Raw genomic sequence first — 25,571 nt, forward strand, 5'->3', positions numbered from 1 at the left:
CCATGTGTCCGTTCACGCTTCGGGGGTCTCGCCGTCCACGTAGACCCAGCGGCCATCCAGCTGCGTGAAGCGGCTGCGTTCGCGCAGGGCGTAGCGCTCGCCGTCCGGCAGGCGCAGCTGCGCGGTGAAGGTCACCTCGTTTCCCTGCGCCCCGTGAATCCGCAGGCCCAGGTACCGGGTCCCGTCGCGCAGGTCCAGCGTGGCCGGGCGGGTGTCCGGGTGCCAGGTGCGCTGCACGTAGGCGCTGTCCCCCAGCGCGTAGGCCGCGTACCGCGAGCGCATCAGGGCCTCCGGGGTGGCGGCCGCCTGACCGGCGTGCAGCGGGCCGCAGCAGTGCCCGTAACTGCGCCCGGAACCGCAGGGACACGACTTGAACGGTGGGTACGCGAGGGGCATGCGCGCAGGCTAGAGCATTTGGGCGCAGGCCGTGACCGGGAGGGGACAGGCCATAATGACGGCAATGAGTGCCACCGAAGTCATCACCTCCCTGCAGAACGCGCATGTCAAGCGGCTCGTGCGCCTGCGGGGCCGCCGCGAACGTGAACAGGACGGCGTGATCCTGATCGAGGGCGCCCGCGAGATCGCCCGGGCCGTCGCCAGCGGTCTCACCCTGAGCGCCGTGTACAGCGCTCCCGACCTGCACAGCCCGGAAGGGGAGAGTCTGGCCCCCACGCTGCGCGCGCCCACGCACCTGCTGTCCCGCGCGGCCTTCGAGAAGGTCAGCGGCCGCGAGAACCCCGACGGCCTGCTGGCCCTGGCGCCCACGCCCGGCGTGATCCTGCCCGAACCCGGCGAGCAGGCGGTCACCGTGCTGCTGCACGGTCTGGAAAAGCCCGGCAACGTGGGCGCGATCCTGCGCAGCGCCGACGCCGCCGGGGCCGACAGCGTGATCGTCCTGGGGCGCGGCGCCGACCCCTACGGCCCGAACGTGATCCGGTCCTCGCAGGGCAGCGTGTTCACCCTGCCGGTCGCCGTGATGACCGAGGACGAGGCGCAGGCGTGGCTGCGCGAGCGGCAGTTCACCACCTTCGCCTGCACCCCGGACGCCGAGCGCGCCTACTGGGACGCGCCGCTGACCGGCCGCGTGGCGCTGCTGCTGGGCACCGAGCACGAGGGCCTGCCCGAACACTGGCGCCGCACCGACCATAGCGTCAGCATTCCCATGAGCGCCAGCCGGGGCGCGGACTCCCTGAACGTCGCCACGGCCGCCGCCCTGATGCTCTTCGAATGCGCCCGCCAGCGCCGCGCTGGGCGCAGCAGGGGGAGCGGGGCATGATCCAGCCCCCCAGTGACCCGTACCGCGACTGGCTGCGCGCCCGCCTGAGCGCCGAACTGGGCGTGAGCGAGGCCGAGCAGGTCATCCAGGGCGCCGTGCAGCGCCGAGGCTGGACGGCCATGCGGGCCCTGGGACCGCGCGACGTGGTGGCCGCCCTGCAGGACGTGTACTCGCGGATGCGTGACGAGTACGGCGACGCCCGCGCCGACCGCTGGCTGGAAGGCACCACCCTGGACCTGGCCCGCTTCGCGGAGACCGTCCCGGTCCCGGCGCAGCCCACCGAGGGCCCCATCGCGCCTGCCCCCGGCCCGGTACGCTGGGGCCGGCGCGCGCACGACCTGCCGCTGCTGCTGGCCCGCTCGCACGCCGAGATCGCTGGGCGCAGCCTCGCCGCGATCCGTGCCAACCCGGAGCTGCGCGCCCTGGAACGCGCCGCCGAGTGGGACGTGCAGGCCACCCAGGCCGAGGTGCGCCGCTGGGAGACCGAGGAGATGCTCAGCCGCCTGCGCGCCGATCACGCCCGCATCGAGGTGGCCGATCAGGTGGCGGCGGCCGCCGCGCAGGCCCAGCTGCTCGACCTGAATGTCCGCGAGCTGAGCGGCGCGCTGCGCAGCGGGCAGGCGGTCGGGCCGCGCCTGGCCCACACGCAGCTGATGGCCTCGCAGACCCGCGCCTTCCTGGACGCCTTCACGCCCCTGATCGACCTGGCCGACGCCGACACGCCGCTGACCATGCTGGATGTGGACCTCGCGAACGCGCGCTTCTCGCTGGGCGTGCCGCTGCATCCCAACGTGCTGCGCGCCCGGCAGGCGCTGAACTACGCGCAGTGGCACGCGGGAGAGACTGCCGAGACCTCGCCGGCCGTCGCGCAGGCCCGGCAGGCGCTGCGGCTGGCCGAGGAGGAGGCGCGCGGGCAGCTGGACACGACCCTGCAGGCCGCCCGGTCGCATCAGGCGGCGCTGCGCGACCTGAAGACCCAGGTGGAGACGCTGGAGCGCCGCGCGACGCAGCTGGCGCAGCTGGGCGGTGATCCCGTCAGCCTCGCGCGCGTGCGGCTGGAATGGCGGCAGGCCCGCACCGCCGCGCGCGTGCAGGCCCACCGCCTGGAAGAAGCCCTCAAGCTGCTCGACGCGCTCGTCAGCGAGGGCGATACCACCAGCGCCCCCGCGCCCTGACCCCCCCGGCGCGCGTGCGGGCGAATCCGTAACAGTTCGTAAAGTCCGGCGGCGGCGGAAGGTGCCCGCCCTTCCCGTCCTCCGGCCCCGAACGCGGAAGAATGCGCCCCATGACAAGTGCGACGACAGGCATGCAGCAGGCGATTCTGGCCGGAGGCTGCTTCTGGTGCACGGAGGCCGTCCTGAAGGACGTGCGCGGCGTGCAGAAGATCGAGAGCGGCTACATCGGCGGGCACACGCCCAACCCCGACTACCGCAGCGTGTGCAACGGCTCGACCGGGCACGCCGAGGCGGTGCGCGTCACCTTCGACCCGGCGCTGGTGTCCTACAAGGACCTGCTGGGGCTGTTCTTCGCCACGCACGATCCCACCAGCCTGAACCGCCAGGGCGCGGACGTGGGCACCCAGTACCGCAGCGCCGTGTTCCCCCTGACCCCCGAGCAGGAAGCGCAGACGCGTGAGGTGATCGCCGACCTGACCGCGCAGGACGTGTTCGGCAAGCCCATCGTGACGACCATCGAGCCCGCCGGCGAGTTCTTCTTGGCCGAGGACTACCACCAGAACTACTACGAGAACAACCCGCGCCAGCCGTACTGCATGGCCGTCATCGCGCCCAAGGTGTCGAAGATGCGCCAGTACTACAGCGACCGCCTGCGCGCGTAAGGCAGTACAGAAGGGCGGCGAGGGGACATGCCCTCGCCGCCTTCGTTCATCGGTCGGCTCAGGCCTTGCGGGCCTTCATGTTCTCGATGATTTTGTCCCCGAAGACGCTGGTCTTCACTTCGGTCGCGCCCTCCATGTTGCGGGCGAAGTCGTAGGTCACGACCTTCTGCTGGATGGTGTCGTCCAGACCCTTGAGGATCAGGTCGGCGGCCTCGGTCCAGCCCATGTAGCGCAGCATCATCTCGCCGCTGAGGATCACGGAGCTGGGGTTGATGACGTCCTTGCCGGCGTACTTGGGCGCGGTGCCGTGGGTCGCCTCGAAGATGGCGTGGCCGGTCACGTAGTTGATGTTCGCGCCGGGGGCGATGCCGATCCCGCCGACCTGCGCGGCCAGCGCGTCGCTGACGTAGTCGCCGTTCAGGTTCAGCGTGGCGATCACGTCGTAGTCGGTGGGGCGCAGCAGGATCTGCTGGAGGAAGTTGTCGGCGATGACGTCCTTGATGACGATGCCGTTCGGCAGCTGGCACCAGGGGCCGCCGTCGATCTCCACGGCGCCGAATTCACGCTTGGCGAGCTCGTAGCCCCAGTCGCGGAAGCCGCCTTCCGTGAACTTCATGATGTTGCCCTTGTGCACGAGGGCGACGCTCTTGCGGCCGTTGTCCACGGCGTACTGGATCGCGGCGCGCACGAGGCGCTCGGTGCCTTCCTTCGACACGGGCTTCACGCCGAAGGAGGAGCTGTCCGGGAAGCGGATCTTGTTCACGCCCATCTCGCCCACCAGGAACTCGCGGACCTTGTCGGCCTCGGGCGTGCCGGCCTTGTACTCGATCCCGGCGTAGATGTCCTCGGTGTTCTCGCGGAAGATCACCATGTCCACGTCCTGGGGACGCTTGACGGGGCTGGGCACGCCGTCGAAGTACTGCACGGGGCGCACGCAGGCGTACAGGTCGAGTTCCTGGCGCAGCGCCACGTTGATCGAGCGGATGCCGCCGCCGACCGGGGTGGTCAGCGGGCCCTTGATGCCGAACAGGTACTCGTTGAAGGCGTCCAGCGTGCCCTGCGGCAGCCACTCGCCCTCGCCGTAGACGTTCACGCTCTTCTCGCCGGCGTAGACTTCCATCCACTCGATCTTGCGCTCGCCGCCGTAGGCGATCTCGACCGCCGCGTCGAGCACGCGGACGCTGGCGCGCCAGATGTCGGGGCCGGTGCCGTCGCCTTCCACGAAGGGAATGACGGGGTGGTTCGGCACGTGCAGCTTGCCGTCTTTCATCGTGATCTTCTCGCCCTGCGCGGGCACCGTGATGTGCTTATCCATGACCCGGACACTGTACTCCAAGCGGCATGAACCGGAGTTGGTGTACCTGTTACCCCAAGGGTTTATACCCGGTTCACGCAGATCGGGACCCAGCCCCGCAAACCATGAAGATTCCTGAAGTCTGCGTGCAGTGACCCTCAAGCTCAACCTCACCCCGCACCCGGCCGGACGCGGCAAGCTGGGGGCACCCACACGGGAATCCACACCGCAGGAGGACTCAACCGATGAGTGATAAAAGCACCGCTGAAAACATGCTGGACGCCGCCAAGGCCAAAGTGAACGAAGGCGCCGACCGCCTGCGCGAGGCCGGGCACAACGTCGCCCACGCCGTGACCGGCGACGCCCACCACAAGGCGGAAGCCCTCGAGGACCGCGCCAAGGCCGAAGTGCACAACCGTGAAGCCAACGCCGAGTACACCGAAGGTAAACGCGAAGCCAAGGACGGCGACGGCCACTAAGGCCCCAGCCTCGACCTGCCCTGACCAGCCCCTCCTACGCGGAGAGGCTGGTTTTTTCACGCCTCGGCGCGCGGGGGCCGCTACACTGCGCCCCATGACCACAAAGGGGCGGCGCGTTTCTCGCCGCGAACAACACCGCATCGGCGGCACCGGCGCGTCTGTCACGGTGCGCAACACCCTGATCGCGTACGCGTTCATGCTGCCGTTCCTGATCCTGCTCGTCGTGTACCACACCTGGCCCGTGATCTTCGGGTCGTACCTGGCGTTCACGAAGTACAACATCATCAGCCCGCCGCAGTGGGTGGGGCTGGCGAATTTCCGCGAACTGTTCGCCGACGAGCAGTTCTGGTCGGGCCTGCGCAACAGCCTCAAGTACGTACTGGTCGTGCCGGTCATCCAGGTCATCTCGATCCTGGTGGCGCTGCTCGTGAACCGCCCGCTGCGCGGCATCGGCTTCTTCCGCACCGCGTACTACGTGCCGGTCGTGACGAGCTTCGCGGTGGTCGGCCTGATCTGGTCGTGGCTGTACAAGCAGGGCGGCGCCGTGAACAGCGTCCTGATGGGCCTGGGCCTGATGCGCGGCGACCACAGCCTGCTCGACAACCCCGCCACGGCGCTGTTCGCGGTGATGTTCGTGACCCTCTGGAAGGGCATCGGGTACTACATGGTGCTGTACCTCGCGGGCCTCCAGGGCATCAGCCGGGAACTGGAGGAAGCCGCCACCATCGACGGCGCCACCCGCTCGCAGGTGTTCTGGAACATCACCCTGCCGGGCCTGCGCCCCACCATCCTGGTGTGCAGCCTGCTGTCCACGATCAGCGCCATCAAGGTGTTCGAGGAACTGTACGTCATGACGCCCAACGGCTACCCGGCGGGCAGCACGTACTCCGCGCTGATGTACTCGTTCTCCAAGGCGTTCGGAGGGGATTTCAACTTCGGGCTGGCCGCCGCCGCCAGCATGGTCGTCGCGGTGGTCAGCATCCTGTTCGGCCTGATCAACTTCCGCCTGACCAAAGGAGGCCGCAGCGATGCCTGAGACCACCCTGCCCCAGACCGCCCTGGTCAGCGACCCGCACGCGCAGCTGGCCGCGCAGCTCAAAGCCCAGCGTCAGCGCCGCGAACGCCTGCGCAACGCCGCCGCGTACGCCGTGCTGATCCTCATCGCGCTGATCATGCTCTACCCGTTCTACTGGACGCTCGTGACGTCCCTGGAACCCACCGGGAACATCTACGAGGCGAAGATCCTCCCCACCGCCCTCAGCCTGCGCAACTATCTGGAGGTCTTCAGCGGCACCACCGTCCCCTTCTGGCGGCTGATCCTGAATTCCGTGATCATCTGCGTCCTGGGCGTGACCTTCACCACGACCCTCGCCACGCTCGCCGCGTACCCGCTGGCCCGCATGCGTTTCCCCGGCCGCGACCTGATCTTCTACTCCATCCTGATCCTGATGGTGCTGCCCAACGAGGCCGGGCTGATCGTCAACTACATCACCACCATCAAACTGGGCCTGCTGGCGCAGACCAGTCCGCTGGCGGACGCCGCGCGGCAGTACCTCGCGGTCGTGCTGCCCGGCGCGGCCAGTATCGTGGGCCTGTTCCTGCTGCGCCAGGCGTACCTGGGTATCCCGCAGGAACTCATCGAGGCGGCCCGCATCGACGGCGCGCGCGAACTCACCATCTGGCGCCGCATCATGCTGCCACTGGCGACCCCCACCATCGCCGCGTTCGCCATCCTGGAATTCGTGGCGTACTGGAACTCGTTCCTGTGGGCGCGCGTCATGCTGCCCGACAAGAACATGCTCCCGCTCTCGGCGGGCCTGCTGGAACTGTCCGGCACGTTCAGCACGAACTCCCGCGCCGTCATGGCGGGCGCCGTCATCACGATCATCCCCATCCTGATCGTGTTCCTGATGGGCCAGAAGTACTTCATGAAAGGCCTGGAAGGCGCGGTCAAGGGCTGATGTTCCGCCGGAAGAAGGACTTCTACGTGAACGCCCGCGCGGTCATCGAGCGCAGCGGCGAGCGCGGGCCCGAGGTGCTCCTGCAGGTGCGCGCCAAGCCCGGCGAGCCCCGCACGCTGGAACTCCCCGGCGGGCAGCTCGACCCCTTCGAGTCCATCCCGGCCGCCCTGCGCCGCGAGGTGCTGGAGGAGACCGGCCTGACTGTCACCGCCTTCCTGGATGACCCGCACGACACCACCTCCAGCGCGCCCGGCGGGGACGTGGAGTGCCTGACGCCCGCCTTCGTGTACCAGACGACGCGCGGCCCGGTGGACAGCGTGGGCTTTTTCTTCCGCGTGCGGGCCAGCGGCGAACCCCTGACCCGCGGTGACCATGCCGAGGCGCCCCGCTGGGTCCCGGTGCGCGACCTGCGCACCCAGGTGCAGACCCGCCCCGGGGACTTCAACTGGCTGACCCTCGCCGCGCTGCGCCACCTGGACGCACACGCCTGGGCGGACGCATGACCCTGACCTACCGCACGCTGGACCGCGAGTGGGACGTGATCGTCGCCGGGGGCGGCACCGCCGGGGCCATTGCAGGCATTGCCGCCGCCCGCAGCGGGGCGCGCACGCTGGTCGTCGAGGCGCAGGGCAGCCTGGGTGGCACCGGCACGAACGCCTGGGTCACGCCGCTGATGCGCAACGTCGCCGACGGGCAGAACCTCAACCGGGGCCTGACCGAGGAACTCAAGGCCCGCCTGCGGGCGCGCGGCGACGGCGCGACCGACCCGTCCGGGAACGACAACTGGTTCAACCCGGAGGGCCTGAAGTTCGTGCTGGACGACCTGCTGCGCGAGGCGGGGGCGGAGGTGCTGTTCCACACCCAGGTCGTGCAGCCCGTCATGGCCGGGTCGCGGATCGAGGCGCTGGTCGTGCATAACAAGGGCGGATTGCAGGCCCTGCGCGCCCGGACGTTCATCGACGCGACTGGCGACGCGGACGTGGCGGCAATGGCGGGCGTGCCCATGAGCGGCGGGGACGAGGACGGCGTGCATCAGGCCATGAGCCTGCGCTTCACGCTGGCCGGCGTGGACGTGACCCGCCTGCGTGCCTTCCTGACTGCCAGCGGCCAAGGGCAGGACCATCCGGACTTCCTGCACTTCTGGATGGTCTGGGGCCGCCGCAGCAGCCTCGAACCCCTCTTCCGGCAGGCGGTCGAGAGCGGCGTGCTGCTGGAACGCGACGGGGACTACTTCCAGGCGTTCAGCGTGCCAGGCCGCCCCGGTGAACTCAGCTTCAACTGCCCGCGCATCCGCGCCGACCTGCACGACGGCACCGACCCCTGGCAGCTCAGCGGGGCGCAGCTGGACGGCCGGCAGGCCATCACGCGCCTCACGGCGTTCTGCCGCGCGTTCCTGCCCGGCTGCGAGCACGCGTTCATCGGCGTGGTCGCCCCGATGATCGGCGTGCGCGAGACCCGGCGCATCCACGGGGAGTACACGCTGACCGTCACGGACATCCTCGACTGCGCCCGCTTCCCGGACGGCATCTGCCGCAATCATTACCCGGTGGACATCCACTCGGTCAGGGGGGGCGCGAAACTGCTGCACGAACGTGAGGGCGCCGCGCCGTACTTCGCGCCCGGCGCGTTCCACGACATCCCGCTGCGCGCCATCATCCCGCTGAACGTCACGAACCTGCTCGTGCCGGGCCGCGCCGCGAGCAGCACCTTCGAGGCGCAGTCCAGCATCCGCGTGCAGCAGAACTGCCACTCCATGGGCGAGGCCGCCGGGATCGCCGCCGCCTGGGCCGCGCGGGACCACGCCGGAGAAGTCCGCGCGGTCAGCCCGGACGACCTGCGCGCCGAACTGACCGCGCGCGGCGCCCTGGTCTAACCCAGCAGGAGAGAGCCGCCCAGCCGCTCCGCCGCGTCCCGGGCGGCCTGCTCTCCCCACAGGGCCGACGCGACGTGCAGCGTCGCGTGCAGCGCCGCGAAGCCCGCCGGGGCGGAACACAGCGCGCCGTCCGTGACGACCTCGCCGGGTCGCACGTCCGCCGGGGTGAAGCCCCACAGCGTGTCCGCCAGTTCGGCCGGGCCGCCCAGGACGCGCCCGTCCAGGGTGCCCGCCTCGCCCGGCAGGAGCAGTCCGCTGCCGCCGGTGCCGGTGGTCAGGGCCGCGTGCGCCCGCAGGAACCCCTGGAGCAGCGGATCACGCGCCGCCTTCGCCGCGCCCGGCCCGCCGGGAATCAAGAGGGCGGCGGGTTCCGGCAGCGCCGCGAACAGCACGTGCGGGGTGCTGACCAGCCCGCCCGCCGTGACGATACTGGCCCGTGAGCGGTTCACGGTCCGCACGCAGCCCTCACCGCCGCACAGGCGCAGCACCGACACCATCACGCCCAGTTCCAGTTCACTGACGCCCGCGTACACGGGAATCGCCACGACCGGCCCGGTGTACTCCTGCGGCGCGTCGGCGGGCGGCGTCTCGCCGGTCATTGCCCCAGGGGCCGCAGCGTATACGCGCGCCGCGCGGCGGGCGGGCCCACCTCGCCGCGTTCGAGCAGCTCGTGCGCGGCGTCCGCCGAGAGCCGCTCGACCCGCAGCAGGTACTGCAGCGCCGTCGCCTGACCATCGAAGCGCCGGGGGTGGGGGTCACCCTCGACCCGCAGGTCCAGCCAGGGCAGCCCCTGGTCAGAGATCACGCAGGTCCTCCCACAGCTGCCAGCCCACGCCGTCCGGGGTGCCCTCCAGCAGCGGCCCGAGCAGCCCGCTGGCCGCCTGGGCGTCCGCGTGCAGCGAGTCGTTGTCGGGGCGCGGCTCGTATACGCGCAGCACCGTGAACTGGTAGAACGCCTGCGACGCGGTCGGCTCGCCGTTCTCGAAGAACGCGAACGGCGGGTTCACGCTGTCCCACAGGACGTGCGCGCCCTCCTGCTCGCCGTGCTCGTCCGGCGCGGGCAGATCGAGTTCATGCGGCAGGAACGTCTCCAGGTCGATGTCGGCGTCCTGCGGGTGCCACACGTACCCCTGAAGGAGCCGCACGGCCGCGCGGCCACCGGGGGCGGGTTCACTGATGCTCACGCGCCACAGCATACCCGCCCGCCGCCCCCCGCGTGGACGCGGCGTCCCGCGCCAGCTCCCAGGCGGCCAGGGCGTCCGGCGCGCGCCAGTCCAGGAGTTCCGCCGGGACACCCCAGGCCCGCAGCGTGTCGCCCGGGTCCCCGCCTCTGGCTTCCAGCGCGCGGCCAGCCTCGCGCCACACGCCCGCGCGGAACGGTTCCAGCGCGGGGCTGTCCAGGGCGTCCCGCAGAGCCCGCAGTGCGTCCAGCGGCGCGGCGCCGGGATCCAGCAGTCCGGCGCGGGCCTCCAGCGCCAGCAGCTGCGCGTCCAGACCCGGATCGAGGGGCGGGCCGCCCGGCGCGGGGCGGCGCAGCAGGGCGTGCGCGCGGTTCACGCTGCCCAGCGCGGCGTCCGGCCGTCCGGCCCGCAGTTGCGCGTCGGCCAGCATCGCGCGCGCCTGCACCTCCTCGTACGGGTGCGAGGCCAGTGTCAGCGCCTCCTGGATGAGCGCCGTGGCCTGACCGGCGTCGGGGGTGGCCAGTGCGAGGCTCAGGAGCATGTCGAAGCGCAGGGTCACCTCCCGGTCGGCCGGCCCGCCCGTCCGTTCCAGCAGCGCGCCCAGCAGCATCCGGGCCCGGTGCAGGTCGGCGTTGTCGGCCGCCGCGCCACCGAGCGGCGGCAGGTACGGCACGCCCAGTCCCCGCGTGAGGTACGTCAGGGCCGCGCGGTAGCGGGTGCGCCGCTCGCGGTACCCGACCTCGGCCGGGCGGGCCTCGCTGCGCGACAGCAGCGTCAGTGCCTGCGCCGCCTGCCGCTGCGCGTCTTCCACCTGCCCCAGCGCCAGCAGCAGCGGCACTCCCTCCGAGAGCAGGCGCGCGCGGGGCACGCCGTCCACGTGGCGCCGCTCGTCCGGCGGGACCAGCGCCAGCGCGCCGCGCAGCCGCTCCAGACCCTCGGCCGGGCGGCCCAGGCGGCGCAGCGCCGTGCCCGCGCGCGCCAGCACCCGCGCCCGCTCCTCGCGCGACCCGCCCGCGTCCGTCAGGCGCGCCCCCGCGTCCAGCAGCGCTCCCAGCGCCGCGTGCGGCTGCCCCAGGCGCAGCAGCAGGTCACCCTCCTGATACCGCGCCCGCGCCGACAGCAGCGGACTGGCCGCAGGCACGCCCCGCAGGGCCTCCAGCGCCTCGGGCCAGCGCCCGGCATCCTTGGCGATCAGGCCCCGCCACAGCAGCGCGCGCGGCCCACCCCGCGCCAGCCGCGGGTCCTGCGCCGCGCGGGTCGCGCCCCCCAGGTCCCCCTGCCAGCGGGCCAGCGCCGCCTGCACGAGCAGCGCGTCCACCTCGGCGGCCGCCGCCCAGGGGTCGCGGGCGTCCATGCCGGTCACGTCCGGGTGTTGCAATTGCGAGCGGGCCGCGTCCATCCGCCCGGCCTCCAGGCTGCTCTCGGCGAGTTTCACGCGCGCCCAGCCGCGCACCGCGTCACTGCCGGATTCCAGCAGGGTGAACAGCGCGTCGCGCGCGCGCGGGTCGTTGTACTCCCCACGCCCCGCGTGATGCATGACGATCGCGCGCGCCAGCGTCTCGCGCGCCTCGCCCGTCGCGGCGCGCAGACGCGGCCACAGCGCCGGAAGGTGCCGCGCGTCGTCCGGCCGCTGCGTCACCTGCGCCGCCAGCGCCGCCCAGTCGCCCAGCGCCGCCAGCGCGCCCAGCCGGTACGGCCCGAACCCCTGCCCGGCGTCGAGCGCCGCGACCGCCCGCAGCGCCGCGAGCCGGTCGGGGGCGGGGACGACCGGCCAGGCCCGCTCCAGCGCCGGGGTGGCCCGCCAGCCGCCCGCACCGCCCAGCAGCAGCGCCCGAGCGTGCGGCGGCACGCCCAGCGGCGAGCCGCCCAGCAGCGCGGCCAGCAGCGCCTCGGGCCAGTCTCGCCCGGCCGGGTGCGCGGCGTGCAGCGCGCCGGTCAGCGTGACCAGCCGCCGCGACTCCGGGTCGTCCAGCAGCTCGGCGGGCGCGGCGCCGCCCTCGCCCGCCACGTTCGCCAGGAGGGTCAGGCGGTCGAGGTGCCGGCCCGTTTCACGCACCAGCCGGTCGGCCTCGGCGCGGGTGATGCCCAGCCGGGTCATCAGGAACGCGCGCGCCTCGGTGGGCGTGGGGGGACGCAGCTCGATGACTTCCACGTCCGTCCCGCCGGGCGCGTCGCCCTCGACGGCCAGCAGCACCGCCACCCCGGCCGGCGCGCGGCGCAGCAGCGCCTCCAGCGCCCAGCCGGCCGGGGTGGTGCCCTCGCCGCCCGGCAGGCGCGGCGCGCAGCCCAGCGGGCGCAGGTCTGTAGAGACCCGCAGCAGCAGCGCCCCACTGGCCGGCAGGACCGCGCGCGCCGCGTCCAGCTGCGCCTGCGCCTGCGCCGCGAAGGACGACCCCACCGGACCTGCCGGGGCGGCCAGTCCGTCTCCGGTCCCGCCCAGGCGCAGCGTCACCACCGGCACGCCCTGCGCCGCCAGCGCCGCCGCCACCCGTGAGAGCAGCACCGTCTTCCCGGCGCCGGGTGGGCCGCTCACGATCAGGCGCGGCGCGCGGCCTGCGCGGACGCCCGCCGTGAACTGCCGGAACGCCCGTTTCTTGCTGCGGCCCAGCAGTTCCAGATCGTCCGGCGCCGGGGCCGCGCCCACCGGCCCGTCCGGCAGGGGCGCGCCCAGCTCGCGCGCCAGCTCCTCCAGCACTGCGCGCAGCTCGGCCTTGTCGCGCGCGGTACCCACGTCGCGGTACACGATGTTGCGCACGCTGCTGGGATTCGCGCCGCGCTCGCGCATGCGGGCCTCCAGCCAGCGCAGGCTGCCGGGCACGACACCCCCCCGCCGGGGGGCACCCGGCCACGCAGGTCGTTCAGGGTCGCTTTCCAGTCCACGGTCACGCTGAGCGTAGCACCCCCGCCGCCCGCACTGGACCGGGTGCAGAACAACCCGCGCGCACCGTACCTGACGCCTCCGTCAGCTTCATGGCGGTCCGCGCGTGTATAGTCGGACCCAGCACCCAACCCAACTGTCCCCACCGGAGGAACCCCACATGCGTAAGATCGCCCTGACCCTGTCCCTTGCCCTGATCACCACCGCGTCCGCCCAGTCCCTGCAGAGCGCCCAGGCCCTCTACGACCAGGGCAAATGGCAAGACGCCGCCGCCGCCGCCGCCGAACTGAACACCAGCGACGGTCTCGCCCTGGCCGCCGAGGCCACCACCGCCGGCGCTGGACTGGTCGCCGACGGACAGAAGAAGGCGCTGTTCGAGAAGGCCCAGGCGTACGCCAAGCAGGCCATCGCCAAGGACAGGAACAACGCCGACGCGTACTTCGAACTCGCCCGCGCGCAGGGCCGCCTCGCGCAGTTCAGCGGCATCCTCCAGAGCCTCGGGCTGGCCGGCGAGATGAAGAAGAACCTCGACATGGCCGTCAAGCTCGACCCCAAGATGGCCGGCGCGTACGTGGCGCTGGGCCTGTGGAACGCCAACCTCGTCTCCAAGGGCTTCATCGCCACCCGCGCGACCGGCGCGGACAAGGGCCAGATCATCCCCAACTTCGAGAAGGCCATCGCACTGGAACCCACCACCGCCGTGCACCGCATCGAGTACGCCAACGCCCTGATCCTCCAGGGCCGCAAGGCCGAGGCCGCCGCGCAGCTTGAAAAGGCCATCAGCTTCAATGCCACGACCTTCTGGGAAAAGCGTGACGAGGAGACCGCCAAGGCGACCCTCGCGAAACTGAAGTAAATCCGCGTGGCGCGCCGCTCCAGGCTCCGGCCCGGGCGGCGCGCCTCGCTTGACACCCCGGGGGGTGCCGCGTAGACTTCTCCCTGCCCAGCCTACCGGCGGGTGATGGTCGGGTTCGGGGCGTAGCGCAGCCTGGTAGCGCACGTCGTTCGGGACGACGGGGTCGGAGGTTCGAATCCTCTCGCCCCGACCATCAAGGAAGCCCTCCCCGCCGGGAGGGCTTTTTTCACGCCGCCCACCCACCCCGGAGACTGCCCCATGCGCGTGTACGCGATAGCCGACCTGCACCTCGCCTTCTGCACCCCGAAACCCATGACGGTGTTCGGGCCGCAGTGGGCCGGTCATCCGCAGGCGATCTTCGACGAGTGGCGCACCACTGTGCAGGACGGGGATCTGGTGCTGCTGCCCGGTGACCTGTCCTGGGCGATGCGGCTGCCCGAGGCGATGCAGGACCTCGCGCCGGTCGCCGCGTTGCCCGGCACGAAGGTGCTGCTGCGCGGCAACCACGACTACTGGTGGCCGACCGCCTCGAAACTCCGCGCGGCCCTCCCGGAGGGCATGCTGGCGGTCGTGAACGACGCCGTGCGCGTGGGGAACGTCGTCGTGTGCGGCTCACGCGGCTGGATCACGCCCGGCTTCGAGGCCCTCGGTGCGGACGACCAGCGCCTGCTGGACCGCGAGGCCGAGCGTCTCAGCCTGAGCGTGCAGGCCGCCCGCACCCTCCGGCAACCCGGCGACCACCTGATCCTGATGCTGCACTACCCCCCGGCCACCCCGCCGTACCCGGCCAACCCGATCACCCGCGTGATCGACGACGCCCGGCCCGACCTGATCGTGTACGGGCACCTGCACGGCGTCGCGCCCGAACGCGCCATGCGGCACGTGAACGGCGTCCCAGCGCATCTGGTCGCGGCGGACGGCCTGAAATTCCGGCCCCGGCTGCTGCTCGACACCCACGCCTGATCCTGCCCACCCGGCGGCGGTTCCCTCCCGGCCCTGGCCGGTGCAAGATGAGCCATGACGTCCACCGCGCAGTCCTCAGCTGTCGTCGAGCGGGCCAGCACGCTGGAACTGTTCCTGGATCTGGTGTTCGTGTTCACCGTCACGCAGTTCACGCGGGTAATCGTCGCCGCGCACGCACCGGCGGACTACCTGAAGGCGGCGCTGGTGTTCATGACCCTGTGGTGGATCTACAGCGGGTACGTGTGGCTGACGAGCAACGTCGGCACCGACGGCACCCGCCACCGCCTGCTGATGTTCACGGGCATGGCCGGGTTCCTGCTGATGGCGCTGGCCATCCCGGACGTGTTCGGCGCGAGCGGACTGGTGTACGGGGCGGGGCTGCTGCTCGTGACGCTGGTGCACGCCGGACTGTTCCGGTCCGCGACGACCGGCAGCGCCCAGGCGATCCTGGGGATCGCGCCGTTCAACGTGGCCGCCGCGCTGCTGGTGCTCGTCGCGGGCCTGGTGCCCGAACCGTGGGACTGGCCGCTGTGGATCGCGGCGGTGCTCACGGTGATGGGCAGTTCCCTGCGCCGCGAGCGGGGCTTTACCCTCAGTCCGGCGCATTTCGTCGAGCGGCACGGTCTGGTCGTGATCGTGGCGCTAGGCGAGAGCGTGGTCTCCATCGGGATCGGCGCGCGGGAACGGGCGCTGGACTGGACGGTCCTGATCCCTGCCGTGCTGGGGCTGGCGCTGGCCGCCGCGCTGTGGTGGACGTACTTCGATCAGGACGACGCGCGCGCCGAACACGCCATGCAGGCGATGCCCGACCGGACGCGGGCCCGGGCGGCGCTGCTGGCCTTCGGGTACGGGCATTTCCTGATGCTCTCGGGCATCATCGTGCTGTCGGCGGGCATCAAGGGGGTGGTGGCGCACCCGCTGGGGCACGCACCCGCGCACGACCCGTGGCATCTGGGACTGGGCCTGAGCGTGTACCTGCTGGGCGACAGCCTGTACCGCCGCCTGCTGGGCCTGGGGGCGCTGCGGCCCCGGCTGGTCACGGCCGGACTGGTGGCCCTGACCGTTCCCCTGGGGCAGCACCTGGGCGGCCTGTGGCAGCTCGCGGCCTGCGTGGTGGTAATGACCGGACTGCTGGTGCTGGAACGCCGGAGCTTCACGCGCCCTTCATGACGTGAGGCCCGCTTGACTTCGCGCGCACTCGAAGGCGTACGGTGCGGTCATGTCCGCCCCAGCTCCACTCAGCATCCAGGAGGCCGCCGCGCGGCTGGGCGTCAGCCCGCACACCCTGCGCTACTACGACCGCGAGGGCCTGCTGGACGTTCCGCGCGCCTCGGGGGGCGAGCGCCGCTACAGCGAACGCGAACTGACCCTGCTGCGCTTCCTGCTGCACCTGCGCGGCACCGGCATGGGCATGGCGGGCCTGCGCGCCTACATGGCCCTGGTGCGCGAGGGCGAGCACACCGCCCCTGAACGCCGCGCGCTGCTTGTCAGGCACGAACAGGAGGTCGAGGCCCGACTGCTCGACCTTCAGGCGGACCTCAGCGCCATCCGCGCCAAGATCGCCCGCTACGACGCGCACCTGGGCTGCGACGGCGCGCCCGCACGACCCGTGCTGGACGGCCCCGTCCTGGCCGCGCAGCGGGCCGCCCCGCCGGAGGTCAACGCTTGAGCAGCCCTGTCCCTTCGCCTCCGACCGGCGCTGCACCGTCCAGTCCGCTGCGCCTCACGGTGGGCCGCTGGCTGGGGAGCTACCCCAGCATCACCGCGCTGCTGCTCCTCCTGGGCCCCTACCTGCTGGGTCACTCCCCCACGCCGCTCGTGGCCCTGCTGCTGACCGCCCTGCTCGTCCCCATAACGCACTACGTCGTGTTCCCGCTCGTCGAGCGGCTGACCGGCGGCTGGGTGCGCTTCCCGGCGCGGCGCGGCGCACCACCGCGTGGCCCTGCCCGTCTGGGCCGTCACCTATCCCCTGATCGCCGCCGTGCCGCCGGTGGTGCTGCCCGTCCTGGCCGGGCGCGCCCCCATCCCCCTGATCACGCTGGCCGTCACGCTCACCGCCGTGCCGCCGTCCAGTCCCTCGTGATCCTGCCCCGCCTGATACCGCGCGCCCGCCCCTGGCTTCCCGGCGCGCAGAGGAGCCCCGCATGACCCCCACCACCCCACTCCCCACCCGCCACCTGCGCGACCTGACCGTCTCGGCCCTGGGCCTGGGCTGCATGGGCATGAGCGCCTTCTACGGCCCCACCGACCGCGCGCAGAACCTGGGCACCCTGGACCGCGCCCTGGAGCTGGGCGTCACCTTCTACGACACCGCCGACATGTACGGCCCGCACACCAACGAGGAACTCCTCGGCGACTGGCTCCAGGACAAACGCGACCGGGTGGTGCTCGCCACGAAGTTCGGCATTCAGATTGCCCCGGACGCGCCCGGCGGGCGGCGCATCAACGGGCGGCCCGGGTACGTCCGGCAGGCCATCGAGGGGAGCCTCAGGCGCCTGCGCACCGATCACGTCGACCTGTACTACCTGCACCGCGTGGACCCGGAGACGCCCATCGAGGACACCGTCGGTGCGATGGGCCAGCTCGTGCAGGAGGGACTGGTGCGGGCCATCGGCCTGAGCGAGGTCAGCGCGGACACCCTGCGCCGCGCGAACGCCGTACACCCCATCACCGCCGTGCAGAGCGAATACTCCCTGTGGACCCGCGACCCCGAACAGGGCGTCCTGGCCGCCTGCCGCGAACTGGGTGTGGGCTTCGTACCGTACAGCCCCCTGGGCCGCGGTTTCCTGACCGGCGAGATCAGGAGCCCGGACGACCTGGCCGACGACGACTTCCGCAAGCACAACCCCCGCTTCCAGGGCGAGAACTTCCAGCAGAACCTCGACCTCGTGCGCGAGGTGCAGGCCATGGCCGCGCAGAAGGGCTGCACGCCGTCGCAGCTGGCCCTCGCGTGGGTCCTCGCGCAGGGGGACGATCTGGTGCCGATCCCCGGCACGCGGCGCGTGAAGTACCTGGAGGACAACCTCGGCGCGCTGGACGTGCAGCTCACCCCGGATGATCTGGCCCGCATCGACGCGGCGTTCCCGCCCGGCGCGGCGCAGGGCACCCGCTACCCCGAGGCGACCATGAACAGCGTGAACCGCTGAGCCACCCCGGGGTGGGGGAACGTGGAGGGGGCATGAAGCGCCCCGCCGCGTTCCCCCGCCCCGCTCGTGGCAGCATGGGCGGGTGAATGCCCCCATCCTCCGCACGGCCCTGATCACCGGCGTGGTGATCGCTGCCGTGAACATCCTGTTCGCCGCGCTCGACTACGGCCTGGACACCCTGCCGCCCTGGTTCTACCTCGCGCAGCTGCTGCTGCTGCCCGCCATGCTGCTCCCCATCCGGTACTTCCCGCAGGCGGCGGTCACGCGGGAGTTCCTGCCGCGCGCCGCGCTGTACGCGATGGGCTGGGCGGTGCCGTACGCGATCTACAAGTTCGCGCACGACGCCCTGAGCCCCGCGTTTCAGCCGGCCGGGTCGCTCGTGTCGTACCTGATCACGGTGGCCGTGTTCTCGCTGCTGTTCGCCGCGATCCGCAAGCCCACCCGCTGATGCGCCTCGCGGTGCTGGGCGACGTGCACGGCAACGCCTTCGCGCTGCGCGCCGTGCTGAAGGACATCGGCGCGGCAAGCCCCGATCAGGTGCTGAACCTGGGGGACACCGTGTGGGGCTGCGCCGACCCCGCCAGCGCCTGGGCGCTGCAACAGGAGTTCGCGCCCCCCAGCGTGCGCGGCAACACCGACGAACGCGTCGCGGGCCTGCGCGACGGCAAGGAGACCATGCGCGCCTGGGTGCGCGCCCAGCTGCCCGAAGACGTCCCCGCCACCCTGGCCGCCCTGCCCATCCACCTCGACACGGCCGGCGGCGAGGTCCGCGTCGCGCACGGCAGCCCCCGCAGTCCCTGGGAGGACCTGATGCTCACCGGGACCCCGGATGGGCACACCCGTCCCGCCCGTTTCCGGGAACTGCGCGAGCGGCTCGGCGGCTTCCGCTTCGACACGGGCGGCCGCGTGTGCGTCGTCGGGCACACCCACCGCGAGATGCTGACCGTCGTGGACGGCCTGACCGTGGTGAACGCCGGACCGGTCTCCCGGCAGAAGGACGGGCTGCCGCTGGCCCGCTGGGTGCAGCTCACCCGCCGCGCCGGGCACTGGACCGCCGAGTTCCGCCGCGTGCCCTACGACACGCAGGCGGCTGCCGCGTGGGCCCGCGCGCACGGCCCGGCCGGGGCAGGCGACCACGAGGCTCACTGGCTGACTGCTGGACGCGAACCCTGACCTCGACCCACAAGAGAAGCGCCTCCCAGGAACGGGAGGCGCTTCCTATTCAGTGAGGCTCAGCGGCCGGCGGGGACGAATTCGCGGTCGGCGAAGTCCTCGCGGCGCGGGGCGCGGTCGTCACGGTCACGGCTCCAGCGGCCCTGGCCCTGTCCGCCACGGTTGCCACCCTGGTACCCGCCGCGGTCGCCGCCGCCCTGGCCCTGGTACCCGCCGCCACGGTTGCCGTAGCCGCCGCCGCCGTTGCCGCGGCCACGGTAGCCGCTCTCGTCACGGTAGCCGCGGCCACCCTGGTAGCCGCCCTGGTCGCGGCGCTCGCGGGTGGGCTGCTCGAACAGTTCGGGCAGTTCCTGCGCGATCTCGACCTGCACCTCGCCTTCCAGCGGGCTGGCGGCCATCAGCTTCTCGACGAACTCGCTGGGCACGTCGGCCACGGCGCCGCCGCGCCACTGGCGCACCTTGCCGAGGCGGCGGGTGTCCAGGTCGCCGTTGCGGGCCAGGACGGCCACGGCGCGCGCCACGCTCATGCGCTCGGCGTGCAGGATGATGGTGGTCAGGCCTTCCTCGCCGCTCAGGAGGCTGGCGGCCTTCACGGGCTCGGTCACGCCGCTGATCTTCGCCAGGGCGCGGCTCAGGGCCTCCAGGCCCAGCTCGCTGAAGAGGCGCTCGGCTTCCGCCTGGAAGTTCGCTGCGGCGCTCTCGTCCACCTTGCGGACCATGTCGGCGCTGGCGCGGGCGCTGGCCTGCGCGACTTCCTTGGGCGTGGGCAGGGGACGCTCGATGAAGCGCACGCCGGTGATGCGTTCCAGGCCCGCCACCTCGCGGCCTTCACGGTCGCCGTACATGATGATCGCGGTGCCGGTGCGGCCCGCGCGGCCCGTGCGGCCGGAGCGGTGCACGTAGCTCTCGGGGTCCTGGGGCAGGTGGTACTGCACGACCAGGTCGACCTCGGGGATGTCCAGGCCGCGCGCGGCCACGTCGGTGGCGACCAGCACGCCGGCCCGGCCGCTGCGGAACGCACCCAGGGCGCGTTCACGCTGGCTCTGCGCCAGGTCGCCGTGCAGCGCCTCGCTCTCGATGCCGCGGTGGATCAGTTCGTTCGCCAGTTCGTCCGCTTCACGCTTGGTGCGGGTGAAGACGATGGCCTTTTCCGGGTTGTACACGGTGAGCAGGTCGGCCAGCACGCGGGTGCGGGTGCGGCCCACCTTGACCTTCAGGTGCTCGACGGTCTGCGCGGCCTGGCTCTTGCCCTCGCCGACCATGTCCACGATGACGGGGTCGTTCAGGTACTTGCGGGACAGGCGGTTGATGTCGTTCGTCAGCGTGGCGCTGAACAGCAGCGTCTGACGGGTCTCGGGGGTGCTCTTGAGGATGGTCTCGATGGCGTCGGCGAAGCCCACGCTGAGCATCTCGTCGGCCTCGTCCAGCACCGCGAATTCCACGGCGCTCAGGTCGAGGTTGCCGCGCTCGAGGTGGTCGATCAGGCGGCCGGGGGTGCCGACCACGACGTCCACGCCGCGGCGCAGGGCGTTCTCCTGCGGGCCGTAGCTGGCGCCGCCGTACACCGTGACGGTGGTCAGGTGGGCGCCGCTCTTGCTGAACTCGTCCGCGACCTGCTTGGCGAGTTCGCGGGTGGGGGCCACGACGATGGCGCGGGGCAGGCGGGCGCGCTCGCGGCTGGTTTCCAGCTTGCTCAGGATCGGCAGCGCGAAGGCCAGGGTCTTGCCGGTGCCCGTGCGGGCGCGGCCGATCATGTCCTTCCCGGCCAGGGTGAGGGGCAGGCTCTCGGCCTGGATGGGGCTAGCTTCCGTGATACCGCGCTCGGCGAGACGCGCCGCGAGTTCGGGCGCAATCAGTTGATCAAAGTTCATTTGTAGTCCTTTCGGGAAAGCACAGCCCCAGTGACCAGCAAACGCCCTTTGAAACGGCATCCAGCATGTCCTGAAAGTGGGGGCACCTTCCAGCCGCACGGGAACCTCCCGTCGCGGCGCACGAATTGAAATGGTACCGGATCTCTGGACTGAATGCAAGTGACGCCTGCGGTGCGCGGGCGTGATCGTCCTGTGAGGCGCAGGCCCCGGGGTGTCAGGGGGCCTGTTCCAGCCCGGCGGGCAGGACGCCGCCCAGCGCGACCCACGCCTGGAGGATGTCGTCCGGGATGGGCGCGTGCAGGTGCAGCGCCTCGCCCGTCACCGGATGCGGGATGGTCAGGAACTGTGCGTGCAGCGCCTGCCGGGCGATCAGGTCCGAGGGGCGGCCGTATGCGGTGTCCCCCAGGATCGGGCTGCCCAGATGTGCCAGATGCACGCGCAGCTGGTGCGTGCGGCCCGTGCGCGGCTGCGCCCGCACCAGGGTCAGGATGCGGCCGTGCCCGTCCGGACGGGTATCCAGCGGCGTGAACAGCGTCTGCGCCTCGCGCGGCTGGGCGCCGCCCACCGTCATGCGCTGGCGCTGCACCGGGTGCCGCCCGATGGGGACGTCCACGTTCACCGGGGCCTGCGCGGCCCACGCGCCCGCCGCAATGGCCAGATACGCCTTGCGCGTCTCGCGGTCCTTGAACGCCGCCGCCAGCCGCGCGTGGGCCGCGACCGTCTTGGCCACGACGATCACGCCGCTGGTGTCCTTGTCCAGCCGGTGCACGATGCCGGGCCGGTACCCGTCCGGGCCGTCGAAGCCGGACTGCTCGGGCAGTGTCATGCGGCCCAGCAGGGCGTTCACGAGCGTGCCCGTCGTGACGCCCGGCGCGGGGTGCGTGACCATCCCGGCGGGTTTGTTCACGGCGATCAGGTGCTCGTCCTCGAAGATCACGTCCAGAGGCACCTGCTCGGGCGCCACCGTCGCGTCGGCGGGCGGCGGCACCTGCACGGTCAGGACCTCCCCGCCGCGCAGTTTCAGGCTGGCCTTGCCGGCCACCACGCCGCCCACCTGCACGTGCCCCGCCTCGATCCAGGCCGACACCTGCGAGCGGCTGGCGCCACTCAGCGCCGACACGACCGCGTCGAGGCGTCCGGGCGTGGCAGTCAGGGTCAGGAGGGCAGGGGAGGGCGCGGCGTCGTTCACGCGCCCGAGTGTAGACCACCGTCGGCAGCAGCCGTCCAGCCGGGAACGCCAGCAGGGCGTGCGCTGGAGGACACCTCTTCCGGCGCGGTGTTTCCGGCACAGTGTCGCCTGCCAGGGCAGGGACAGGAGGATGGCGGTTTCCCCGCGCGCATTCACCGGACCTTCACGCTTGCGCGGCGCGTCATCCGATTGCGCCTCCCCCGCATATGGCTGGCTGAGCGAAGGAAACATCGAGCGCCACCCGCGTGCCTGAGCGCGCCGCTCAAGGGAGACACCACATGCCAGAGGACACCCGACCCGCCACGACCGCCTCCCCCTCGCCCCTCGCCTCGCGCCGGCAGTTCATGGGCTACGCCGCCCTGTTCGGCGGAGGCCTGGCGCTCGTCTCCTGCGCCCCGGCCATGGGCATGACGCCCAGCCAGAAGCAGGACATCGAGATCCTGAACTACGCGCTGACCCTGGAATACCTGGAAGCCGAGTTCTACGCCGCCTTCGACACGGGCGCGTACGCCGCGAACCTGAAGAACGCGCGCGCCAAGGAATACGCCAAGGAACTTGCCGCCCACGAGCAGGCCCACGTGGACGCCCTGAAGGCCACCATCCAGAAGCTGGGCGGTACCCCCGCGACCAAGCCCACCTTCGACTTCAGCCCCCTGATCGGCGGGCGCACCGTCGACGACGCGCTGTTCCTGGCGCTGGCCGCCACCCTCGAACCCATCGGCGTGCGCGCCTACCTGGGGCAGGTGGCCCGCCTGAGCAACCCGGAACTCGTGGCCGCCGCCGCCGCCATCCACGCCGTCGAGGCGAACCACGTCTCCGGCGTGCAGGAGCTGCGCGTGGGCCTGGGCCTGAACTCGGCGCCCACCCGCCAGACCGACATCGCCCCGCAGAGCGCCGCCAAGCCCACCAGCACCAGCGCCGCCGACTTCGACGCGAACTACTCGCCCACCCCCACCGCCCTGTGGCAGCCCCTCACCATGACCCAGGTACTGGCCATCGTGAGCCCGGTCATCAAGCGCTAAGGCCCAAGGAGACACTGACATGAGCAACCGCCGTTCCTTCCTGAAGTTCGCTGGTGCCGGTGCCGGGGCCCTGACCCTGGGCGCCCTCGACCTGTCCGCGCTGGCCGCCACCAGCCCCTCCACCAAGAGTGTCCAGCAGGACATCGCCATCCTGAACTACGCGTTGACCCTGGAATACTTGGAAGCCGAGTTCTACGCCGCGTTCGACAACGGCGCCCTGGCCGGCAAGCTCAGCAATGGCCGCGCCAAGGAGTACGCCAAGGAACTCGCGGCGCACGAGAAGGCGCACGTGGACGCCCTGTTCGCCACCATCCAGAAGCTCGGCGGCACGCCGGTCACCAAGCCCACCTTCGACTTCAGCCCCCTGATCGGCGACGGCAGCGGCCTGAACGACCAGAAGTTCCTGGCGCTGGCCGCCACCCTCGAACCCGTGGGCGTGCGCGCCTACCTGGGGCAGGCCGACCGCGTGCAGAACGGCGAGGTCCTGACCGCCGCCGCCAGCATCCTGGCCGTGGAAGCCAACCACGCCAGCGGCATCCAGGAACTGCGCACCCAGCTGGGCTTCAACACCAAGCCCACCCGCCAGACCGCCATCGCCCCGCAGAGCGACGCCAGCCCCACCAGCACCAGCGTCGCGGACTTCGACGGTGACTTCAGCCCCACGCCCACCGCGTTCTGGAAGCCGCTCAGCATGGAAGAGGTCCTGCTGATCGTCAAACCCCTCATCAAGTAATCCCCTGCCACGACCGGGGGACGGGGCCGCAGGCGTTATGCGCTGCGGGCCACGTCCCCCAAGTGCTGCCCCAAGGAGACCTGCCATGCCCAACATCGGTCCCGCTGAACTGCTCGTTGTCCTCCTCGTCGCCCTGGTCGTCTTCGGCCCCCGCAAACTGCCGGAACTGGGCAAGAGCCTCGGCAACGGCCTGCGTGAATTCCGCAGGAGCACCCAGGGCCTGCGCGACGAGCTGAACGTCACCGCTCCCTCCCAGCCCGCCGCCATGACCCCCGCCGCTGTCGCCGCGCCGGCCGTGACCGCCCAGGCGATGGCCGCCCAGCCGATAGCCGCTCAGCCGGCTCCCGTGCAGGCCGCCGCTGTCCAGCCGGCCCCCGCCCAGGACGTCGCCGCGCCCCGCTCGTAAGGGGGGCCGCGCGTGAGACTGACCCGAAGCACACCCGCTGGTGAGCGTCCCACGCGTGGATTTCATGAACGTCGGCTCAGGACGCCCCGGCACCGCGCCCCCGCGCCCCTGTTACGCTGGACGCGACCTATGACCTCTCCCTTGCACCCCGACCTGCCGGACGAAGCGCTGATCCGCGCCATGGCCGACGGCACCGAGGACGCGCTGCGTGAACTGCACCGCCGCTACGCCCGGCTGCTGTACAGCCTCGGCCACCGCATGCTCCGCCAGGCCGACGACGTGGAAAGCTGCGTGCAGGACGCCTTCATGAACGCCTGGCGTCACGCCGGCCGCTTCGACCCTGCGCGGGCCAGCGCCAAGACCTGGCTGGTCAGCATCGCCCACCACCGCTTCCTGCAGGAACTGCGCGACCGCCCCGACACCCCGCTGGAAATCGAGGAGTGGGACGCGCCGACCGCCGCCCCGGACGTGGACTCGCAGGTCATGGCGCAGGGCGCCGTGCAGGCGCTGGACGAGACACACCGGCAGCTCGTGGAACTCGCCTACTACCGCGGGTACTCGCACAGTGAACTGGCGATCCTGACCGGCCTCCCCGTGGGTACGGTAAAATCCCGCCTGCGCGCCGCCATCGACCGCATGCGCACCCACCTGGGCCTCCAGCCATGACCGCCCTCCCCCCGCACCCTCTCGCCGCGCGTGCCACACGCCAGGCAGGTGAACCGTGATCAGCAGAGAAGACATCCTGGCGCTCGCCCTGGGGCAACTGGCCCCCGACGACGAGCAACGCGTGCGGGCCGCCATCGAGGCCGATCCCGCCCTGGCCCGCGAATACCACGCGGATCTGGAACTGCTGCACGGTCTGCCCGACAGCCTGCCCGAGGCCGAGGTGCCGGCCGGGGCCGAGGCGCGCCTGATCGAGCGTCTCCGGCGGGAAGAAGCGGCCGTGACCAGCGCGCCCGCCAACATTCCACTCCACCCGCCCGCGACCGTCCCTTCGGCCCGCCCAGCTCGGCCCATGAACTGGCGCCTGATGCTCCTGGCGGTCGTGGCGGCCGTGACCCTGGGGGTGATCTTTCTGCGCCCGCCCGCGACACAGGACCTGCTCAGCGAGTACCAGACGGCGCCGGGCGCACAGTCGCAGCCCCTGACTGCGGGCGGGCAGGCCATCGGCGAACTGATTCGCCTGCCGGACGGCCGCGCGTACCTGCACCTGAATGCGCTGGCGCCCCAGGACCGCGTGTATCAGCTGTGGCGCATCGAGGACGGGAAACCCGTCAGCGCGGGCCTGTTCGACGGTCAGGGTGTCGTGCTCCCCAGGGTGCAGGCCGGGCAGACCGTGGCGGTCAGCGTGGAGCCCGCCGGTGGCAGCGAGCAGCCCACCACCACGCCGATCCTGATTCAGCAGCTGTAACGGCCACCGGAAGGGAGGGGGA

Annotated in this window: 29 protein-coding genes and 1 tRNA gene; 22 read left to right on the plus strand and 8 right to left on the minus strand. The window is 71.8% G+C overall.

Translation table 11 applies throughout. The annotated features are described in order from the left end of the window. Nucleotides 1-12: 12 nt before the first annotated feature. Complete coding sequence (locus AUC44_RS07480; RefSeq protein ID WP_062158074.1) at nt 13-396, minus strand: YchJ family protein; 384 nt, start codon at nt 394-396, stop codon at nt 13-15. 64 nt (nt 397-460) lie between these two features. Between AUC44_RS07480 and AUC44_RS07485 the strand changes: the two genes are divergently transcribed. The 3 genes from AUC44_RS07485 (at nt 461) to msrA (ending at nt 3,113) form a co-directional block, all read left to right on the plus strand. After that, the gene (locus AUC44_RS07485; protein ID WP_062158075.1) at nt 461-1,276 is read left to right on the plus strand and encodes a TrmH family RNA methyltransferase; all 816 of its coding nucleotides are present in this window, start codon (nt 461-463) and stop codon (nt 1,274-1,276) included. Beyond that, nucleotides 1,273-2,451 (plus strand): hypothetical protein, encoded by a 1,179-nt coding sequence (locus tag AUC44_RS07490; RefSeq protein WP_062159741.1) that lies wholly within the window; start codon nt 1,273-1,275, stop codon nt 2,449-2,451. Before AUC44_RS07485 ends, AUC44_RS07490 begins: the two co-directional genes overlap by 4 nt. A gap of 110 nt (nt 2,452-2,561) precedes the next feature. Further along, nucleotides 2,562-3,113: a peptide-methionine (S)-S-oxide reductase MsrA gene (msrA, locus tag AUC44_RS07495; RefSeq protein WP_062158076.1), complete on the plus strand. Its 552-nt coding sequence runs from the start codon at nt 2,562-2,564 to the stop codon at nt 3,111-3,113. 58 nt (nt 3,114-3,171) lie between these two features. Here the strand turns inward: msrA and icd are convergent, their stop codons facing one another. Next, complete coding sequence (icd, locus tag AUC44_RS07500) at nt 3,172-4,428, minus strand: NADP-dependent isocitrate dehydrogenase (RefSeq protein ID WP_062158077.1); 1,257 nt, start codon at nt 4,426-4,428, stop codon at nt 3,172-3,174. 224 nt (nt 4,429-4,652) lie between these two features. Here icd and AUC44_RS07505 point away from each other — a divergent pair, with 224 nt between their 5' ends. The 5 genes from AUC44_RS07505 to AUC44_RS07525 all read left to right on the plus strand — a co-directional run bounded on the left by AUC44_RS07505 (nt 4,653) and on the right by AUC44_RS07525 (nt 8,720). Further along, entirely contained in the window at nt 4,653-4,886 is a 234-nt protein-coding gene (locus AUC44_RS07505; RefSeq protein ID WP_062158078.1) for a hypothetical protein, read from the plus strand. Between the two features lie 94 nt (nt 4,887-4,980). Further along, nucleotides 4,981-5,922, plus strand: coding sequence for a carbohydrate ABC transporter permease (locus tag AUC44_RS07510; protein ID WP_046844781.1), 942 nt, complete (start codon nt 4,981-4,983; stop codon nt 5,920-5,922). Then, nucleotides 5,915-6,847: a carbohydrate ABC transporter permease gene (locus AUC44_RS07515; RefSeq protein WP_062158079.1), complete on the plus strand. Its 933-nt coding sequence runs from the start codon at nt 5,915-5,917 to the stop codon at nt 6,845-6,847. Before AUC44_RS07510 ends, AUC44_RS07515 begins: the two co-directional genes overlap by 8 nt. Then, nucleotides 6,847-7,350, plus strand: coding sequence for an NUDIX domain-containing protein (locus tag AUC44_RS07520; RefSeq protein WP_062158080.1), 504 nt, complete (start codon nt 6,847-6,849; stop codon nt 7,348-7,350). The genes AUC44_RS07515 and AUC44_RS07520 overlap by 1 nt, the downstream gene beginning before the upstream one ends. After that, nucleotides 7,347-8,720, plus strand: a complete 1,374-nt coding sequence (locus AUC44_RS07525; RefSeq protein WP_062158081.1) for an FAD-dependent oxidoreductase — start codon at nt 7,347-7,349, stop codon at nt 8,718-8,720. The genes AUC44_RS07520 and AUC44_RS07525 overlap by 4 nt, the downstream gene beginning before the upstream one ends. Here AUC44_RS07525 and AUC44_RS07530 read toward each other — a convergent pair. Genes AUC44_RS07530 through AUC44_RS07545 form a run of 4 tightly spaced genes read right to left on the minus strand, consistent with a single transcriptional unit; the run spans nt 8,717 to nt 12,719 of the window. Continuing rightward, nucleotides 8,717-9,319 (minus strand): type 1 glutamine amidotransferase family protein, encoded by a 603-nt coding sequence (locus AUC44_RS07530; protein ID WP_062158082.1) that lies wholly within the window; start codon nt 9,317-9,319, stop codon nt 8,717-8,719. The two genes, AUC44_RS07525 and AUC44_RS07530, sit on opposite strands and share 4 nt — an antisense overlap. Continuing rightward, complete coding sequence (locus tag AUC44_RS07535) at nt 9,316-9,525, minus strand: hypothetical protein (RefSeq protein WP_229755668.1); 210 nt, start codon at nt 9,523-9,525, stop codon at nt 9,316-9,318. Before AUC44_RS07535 ends, AUC44_RS07530 begins: the two co-directional genes overlap by 4 nt. Next, on the minus strand, nt 9,515-9,916 hold the full coding sequence (locus AUC44_RS07540; protein WP_046844787.1) for a DUF3208 domain-containing protein: 402 nt from the start codon (nt 9,914-9,916) through the stop codon (nt 9,515-9,517). The genes AUC44_RS07535 and AUC44_RS07540 overlap by 11 nt, the downstream gene beginning before the upstream one ends. Next, nucleotides 9,891-12,719 carry a hypothetical protein gene (locus AUC44_RS07545; RefSeq protein ID WP_062158083.1) on the minus strand — a complete coding sequence of 943 codons (2,829 nt, stop codon included), beginning with the start codon at nt 12,717-12,719 and terminating at the stop codon, nt 9,891-9,893. Before AUC44_RS07545 ends, AUC44_RS07540 begins: the two co-directional genes overlap by 26 nt. A gap of 220 nt (nt 12,720-12,939) precedes the next feature. On the opposite strand from AUC44_RS07545, the gene AUC44_RS07550 reads away from it, so the two are divergent. The 9 genes from AUC44_RS07550 (at nt 12,940) to AUC44_RS07585 (ending at nt 18,917) form a co-directional block, all read left to right on the plus strand. After that, the gene (locus AUC44_RS07550; RefSeq protein WP_062158084.1) at nt 12,940-13,635 is read left to right on the plus strand and encodes a tetratricopeptide repeat protein; all 696 of its coding nucleotides are present in this window, start codon (nt 12,940-12,942) and stop codon (nt 13,633-13,635) included. 116 nt (nt 13,636-13,751) lie between these two features. Continuing rightward, nucleotides 13,752-13,828, plus strand: a tRNA-Pro gene (locus AUC44_RS07555). 65 nt (nt 13,829-13,893) lie between these two features. Next, on the plus strand, nt 13,894-14,598 hold the full coding sequence (locus tag AUC44_RS07560) for a metallophosphoesterase (protein ID WP_062158085.1): 705 nt from the start codon (nt 13,894-13,896) through the stop codon (nt 14,596-14,598). 54 nt (nt 14,599-14,652) lie between these two features. Continuing rightward, on the plus strand, nt 14,653-15,768 hold the full coding sequence (locus tag AUC44_RS07565; RefSeq protein ID WP_062158086.1) for a low temperature requirement protein A: 1,116 nt from the start codon (nt 14,653-14,655) through the stop codon (nt 15,766-15,768). A gap of 49 nt (nt 15,769-15,817) precedes the next feature. Further along, nucleotides 15,818-16,267, plus strand: a complete 450-nt coding sequence (locus tag AUC44_RS07570; protein WP_082688984.1) for a MerR family transcriptional regulator — start codon at nt 15,818-15,820, stop codon at nt 16,265-16,267. A gap of 267 nt (nt 16,268-16,534) precedes the next feature. Beyond that, the gene (locus AUC44_RS16470) at nt 16,535-16,681 is read left to right on the plus strand and encodes a hypothetical protein (RefSeq protein ID WP_157445225.1); all 147 of its coding nucleotides are present in this window, start codon (nt 16,535-16,537) and stop codon (nt 16,679-16,681) included. Nucleotides 16,682-16,742: 61 nt separating this feature from the next. After that, complete coding sequence (locus AUC44_RS07575; RefSeq protein ID WP_062158087.1) at nt 16,743-17,744, plus strand: aldo/keto reductase; 1,002 nt, start codon at nt 16,743-16,745, stop codon at nt 17,742-17,744. 82 nt (nt 17,745-17,826) lie between these two features. Further along, the gene (locus AUC44_RS07580; protein WP_062158088.1) at nt 17,827-18,192 is read left to right on the plus strand and encodes a hypothetical protein; all 366 of its coding nucleotides are present in this window, start codon (nt 17,827-17,829) and stop codon (nt 18,190-18,192) included. Next, nucleotides 18,192-18,917, plus strand: coding sequence for a metallophosphoesterase family protein (locus AUC44_RS07585; protein WP_062158089.1), 726 nt, complete (start codon nt 18,192-18,194; stop codon nt 18,915-18,917). Before AUC44_RS07580 ends, AUC44_RS07585 begins: the two co-directional genes overlap by 1 nt. 59 nt (nt 18,918-18,976) lie before the next feature. Here the strand turns inward: AUC44_RS07585 and AUC44_RS07590 are convergent, their stop codons facing one another. Both AUC44_RS07590 and AUC44_RS07595 read right to left on the minus strand, forming a co-directional pair. Further along, the gene (locus tag AUC44_RS07590; RefSeq protein ID WP_062158090.1) at nt 18,977-20,788 is read right to left on the minus strand and encodes a DEAD/DEAH box RNA helicase; all 1,812 of its coding nucleotides are present in this window, start codon (nt 20,786-20,788) and stop codon (nt 18,977-18,979) included. 214 nt (nt 20,789-21,002) lie between these two features. Then, nucleotides 21,003-21,977, minus strand: a complete 975-nt coding sequence (locus tag AUC44_RS07595) for an RluA family pseudouridine synthase (RefSeq protein ID WP_062158091.1) — start codon at nt 21,975-21,977, stop codon at nt 21,003-21,005. 278 nt (nt 21,978-22,255) lie between these two features. Between AUC44_RS07595 and AUC44_RS07600 the strand changes: the two genes are divergently transcribed. The 5 genes from AUC44_RS07600 (at nt 22,256) to AUC44_RS07620 (ending at nt 25,549) form a co-directional block, all read left to right on the plus strand. Next, entirely contained in the window at nt 22,256-22,999 is a 744-nt protein-coding gene (locus tag AUC44_RS07600) for a ferritin-like domain-containing protein (protein ID WP_082688986.1), read from the plus strand. A 19-nt stretch (nt 23,000-23,018) separates the two neighbouring features. Then, complete coding sequence (locus AUC44_RS07605; RefSeq protein WP_062158093.1) at nt 23,019-23,732, plus strand: ferritin-like domain-containing protein; 714 nt, start codon at nt 23,019-23,021, stop codon at nt 23,730-23,732. 85 nt (nt 23,733-23,817) lie between these two features. Then, nucleotides 23,818-24,138: a twin-arginine translocase TatA/TatE family subunit gene (gene tatA / locus AUC44_RS07610; protein WP_062158094.1), complete on the plus strand. Its 321-nt coding sequence runs from the start codon at nt 23,818-23,820 to the stop codon at nt 24,136-24,138. 129 nt (nt 24,139-24,267) lie between these two features. Next, entirely contained in the window at nt 24,268-24,804 is a 537-nt protein-coding gene (locus AUC44_RS07615; RefSeq protein WP_062158095.1) for an RNA polymerase sigma factor, read from the plus strand. Nucleotides 24,805-24,859: 55 nt separating this feature from the next. Beyond that, nucleotides 24,860-25,549: an anti-sigma factor gene (locus AUC44_RS07620; RefSeq protein WP_231724564.1), complete on the plus strand. Its 690-nt coding sequence runs from the start codon at nt 24,860-24,862 to the stop codon at nt 25,547-25,549. The last annotated feature ends 22 nt before the right edge of the window (nt 25,550-25,571 follow it).

Source organism: Deinococcus actinosclerus, assembly GCF_001507665.1.
GTDB classification, from domain to species: Bacteria; Deinococcota; Deinococci; order Deinococcales; family Deinococcaceae; genus Deinococcus; species Deinococcus actinosclerus.

Coding starts and splice junctions, on each gene's coding strand:
- AUC44_RS07605 (WP_062158093.1), top strand. CDS start 23,019: ATGAGCAACCGCCGTTCCTTCCTGAAGTTCGCTGGTGCCGGTGCCGGG.
- AUC44_RS07615 (WP_062158095.1), top strand. CDS start 24,268: ATGACCTCTCCCTTGCACCCCGACCTGCCGGACGAAGCGCTGATCCGC.
- AUC44_RS07530 (WP_062158082.1), bottom strand. CDS start 9,319: ATGACCGGCGAGACGCCGCCCGCCGACGCGCCGCAGGAGTACACCGGG.
- AUC44_RS07540 (WP_046844787.1), bottom strand. CDS start 9,916: ATGCTGTGGCGCGTGAGCATCAGTGAACCCGCCCCCGGTGGCCGCGCG.
- AUC44_RS07510 (WP_046844781.1), top strand. CDS start 4,981: ATGACCACAAAGGGGCGGCGCGTTTCTCGCCGCGAACAACACCGCATC.
- msrA (WP_062158076.1), top strand. CDS start 2,562: ATGACAAGTGCGACGACAGGCATGCAGCAGGCGATTCTGGCCGGAGGC.
- AUC44_RS07600 (WP_082688986.1), top strand. CDS start 22,256: ATGCCAGAGGACACCCGACCCGCCACGACCGCCTCCCCCTCGCCCCTC.
- AUC44_RS07575 (WP_062158087.1), top strand. CDS start 16,743: ATGACCCCCACCACCCCACTCCCCACCCGCCACCTGCGCGACCTGACC.
- AUC44_RS07525 (WP_062158081.1), top strand. CDS start 7,347: ATGACCCTGACCTACCGCACGCTGGACCGCGAGTGGGACGTGATCGTC.
- icd (WP_062158077.1), bottom strand. CDS start 4,428: ATGGATAAGCACATCACGGTGCCCGCGCAGGGCGAGAAGATCACGATG.
- AUC44_RS07585 (WP_062158089.1), top strand. CDS start 18,192: ATGCGCCTCGCGGTGCTGGGCGACGTGCACGGCAACGCCTTCGCGCTG.
- AUC44_RS07590 (WP_062158090.1), bottom strand. CDS start 20,788: ATGAACTTTGATCAACTGATTGCGCCCGAACTCGCGGCGCGTCTCGCC.
- AUC44_RS07485 (WP_062158075.1), top strand. CDS start 461: ATGAGTGCCACCGAAGTCATCACCTCCCTGCAGAACGCGCATGTCAAG.
- AUC44_RS07560 (WP_062158085.1), top strand. CDS start 13,894: ATGCGCGTGTACGCGATAGCCGACCTGCACCTCGCCTTCTGCACCCCG.
- AUC44_RS07490 (WP_062159741.1), top strand. CDS start 1,273: ATGATCCAGCCCCCCAGTGACCCGTACCGCGACTGGCTGCGCGCCCGC.
- tatA (WP_062158094.1), top strand. CDS start 23,818: ATGCCCAACATCGGTCCCGCTGAACTGCTCGTTGTCCTCCTCGTCGCC.
- AUC44_RS07480 (WP_062158074.1), bottom strand. CDS start 396: ATGCCCCTCGCGTACCCACCGTTCAAGTCGTGTCCCTGCGGTTCCGGG.
- AUC44_RS07520 (WP_062158080.1), top strand. CDS start 6,847: ATGTTCCGCCGGAAGAAGGACTTCTACGTGAACGCCCGCGCGGTCATC.
- AUC44_RS07565 (WP_062158086.1), top strand. CDS start 14,653: ATGACGTCCACCGCGCAGTCCTCAGCTGTCGTCGAGCGGGCCAGCACG.
- AUC44_RS07550 (WP_062158084.1), top strand. CDS start 12,940: ATGCGTAAGATCGCCCTGACCCTGTCCCTTGCCCTGATCACCACCGCG.
- AUC44_RS07515 (WP_062158079.1), top strand. CDS start 5,915: ATGCCTGAGACCACCCTGCCCCAGACCGCCCTGGTCAGCGACCCGCAC.
- AUC44_RS07570 (WP_082688984.1), top strand. CDS start 15,818: ATGTCCGCCCCAGCTCCACTCAGCATCCAGGAGGCCGCCGCGCGGCTG.
- AUC44_RS07505 (WP_062158078.1), top strand. CDS start 4,653: ATGAGTGATAAAAGCACCGCTGAAAACATGCTGGACGCCGCCAAGGCC.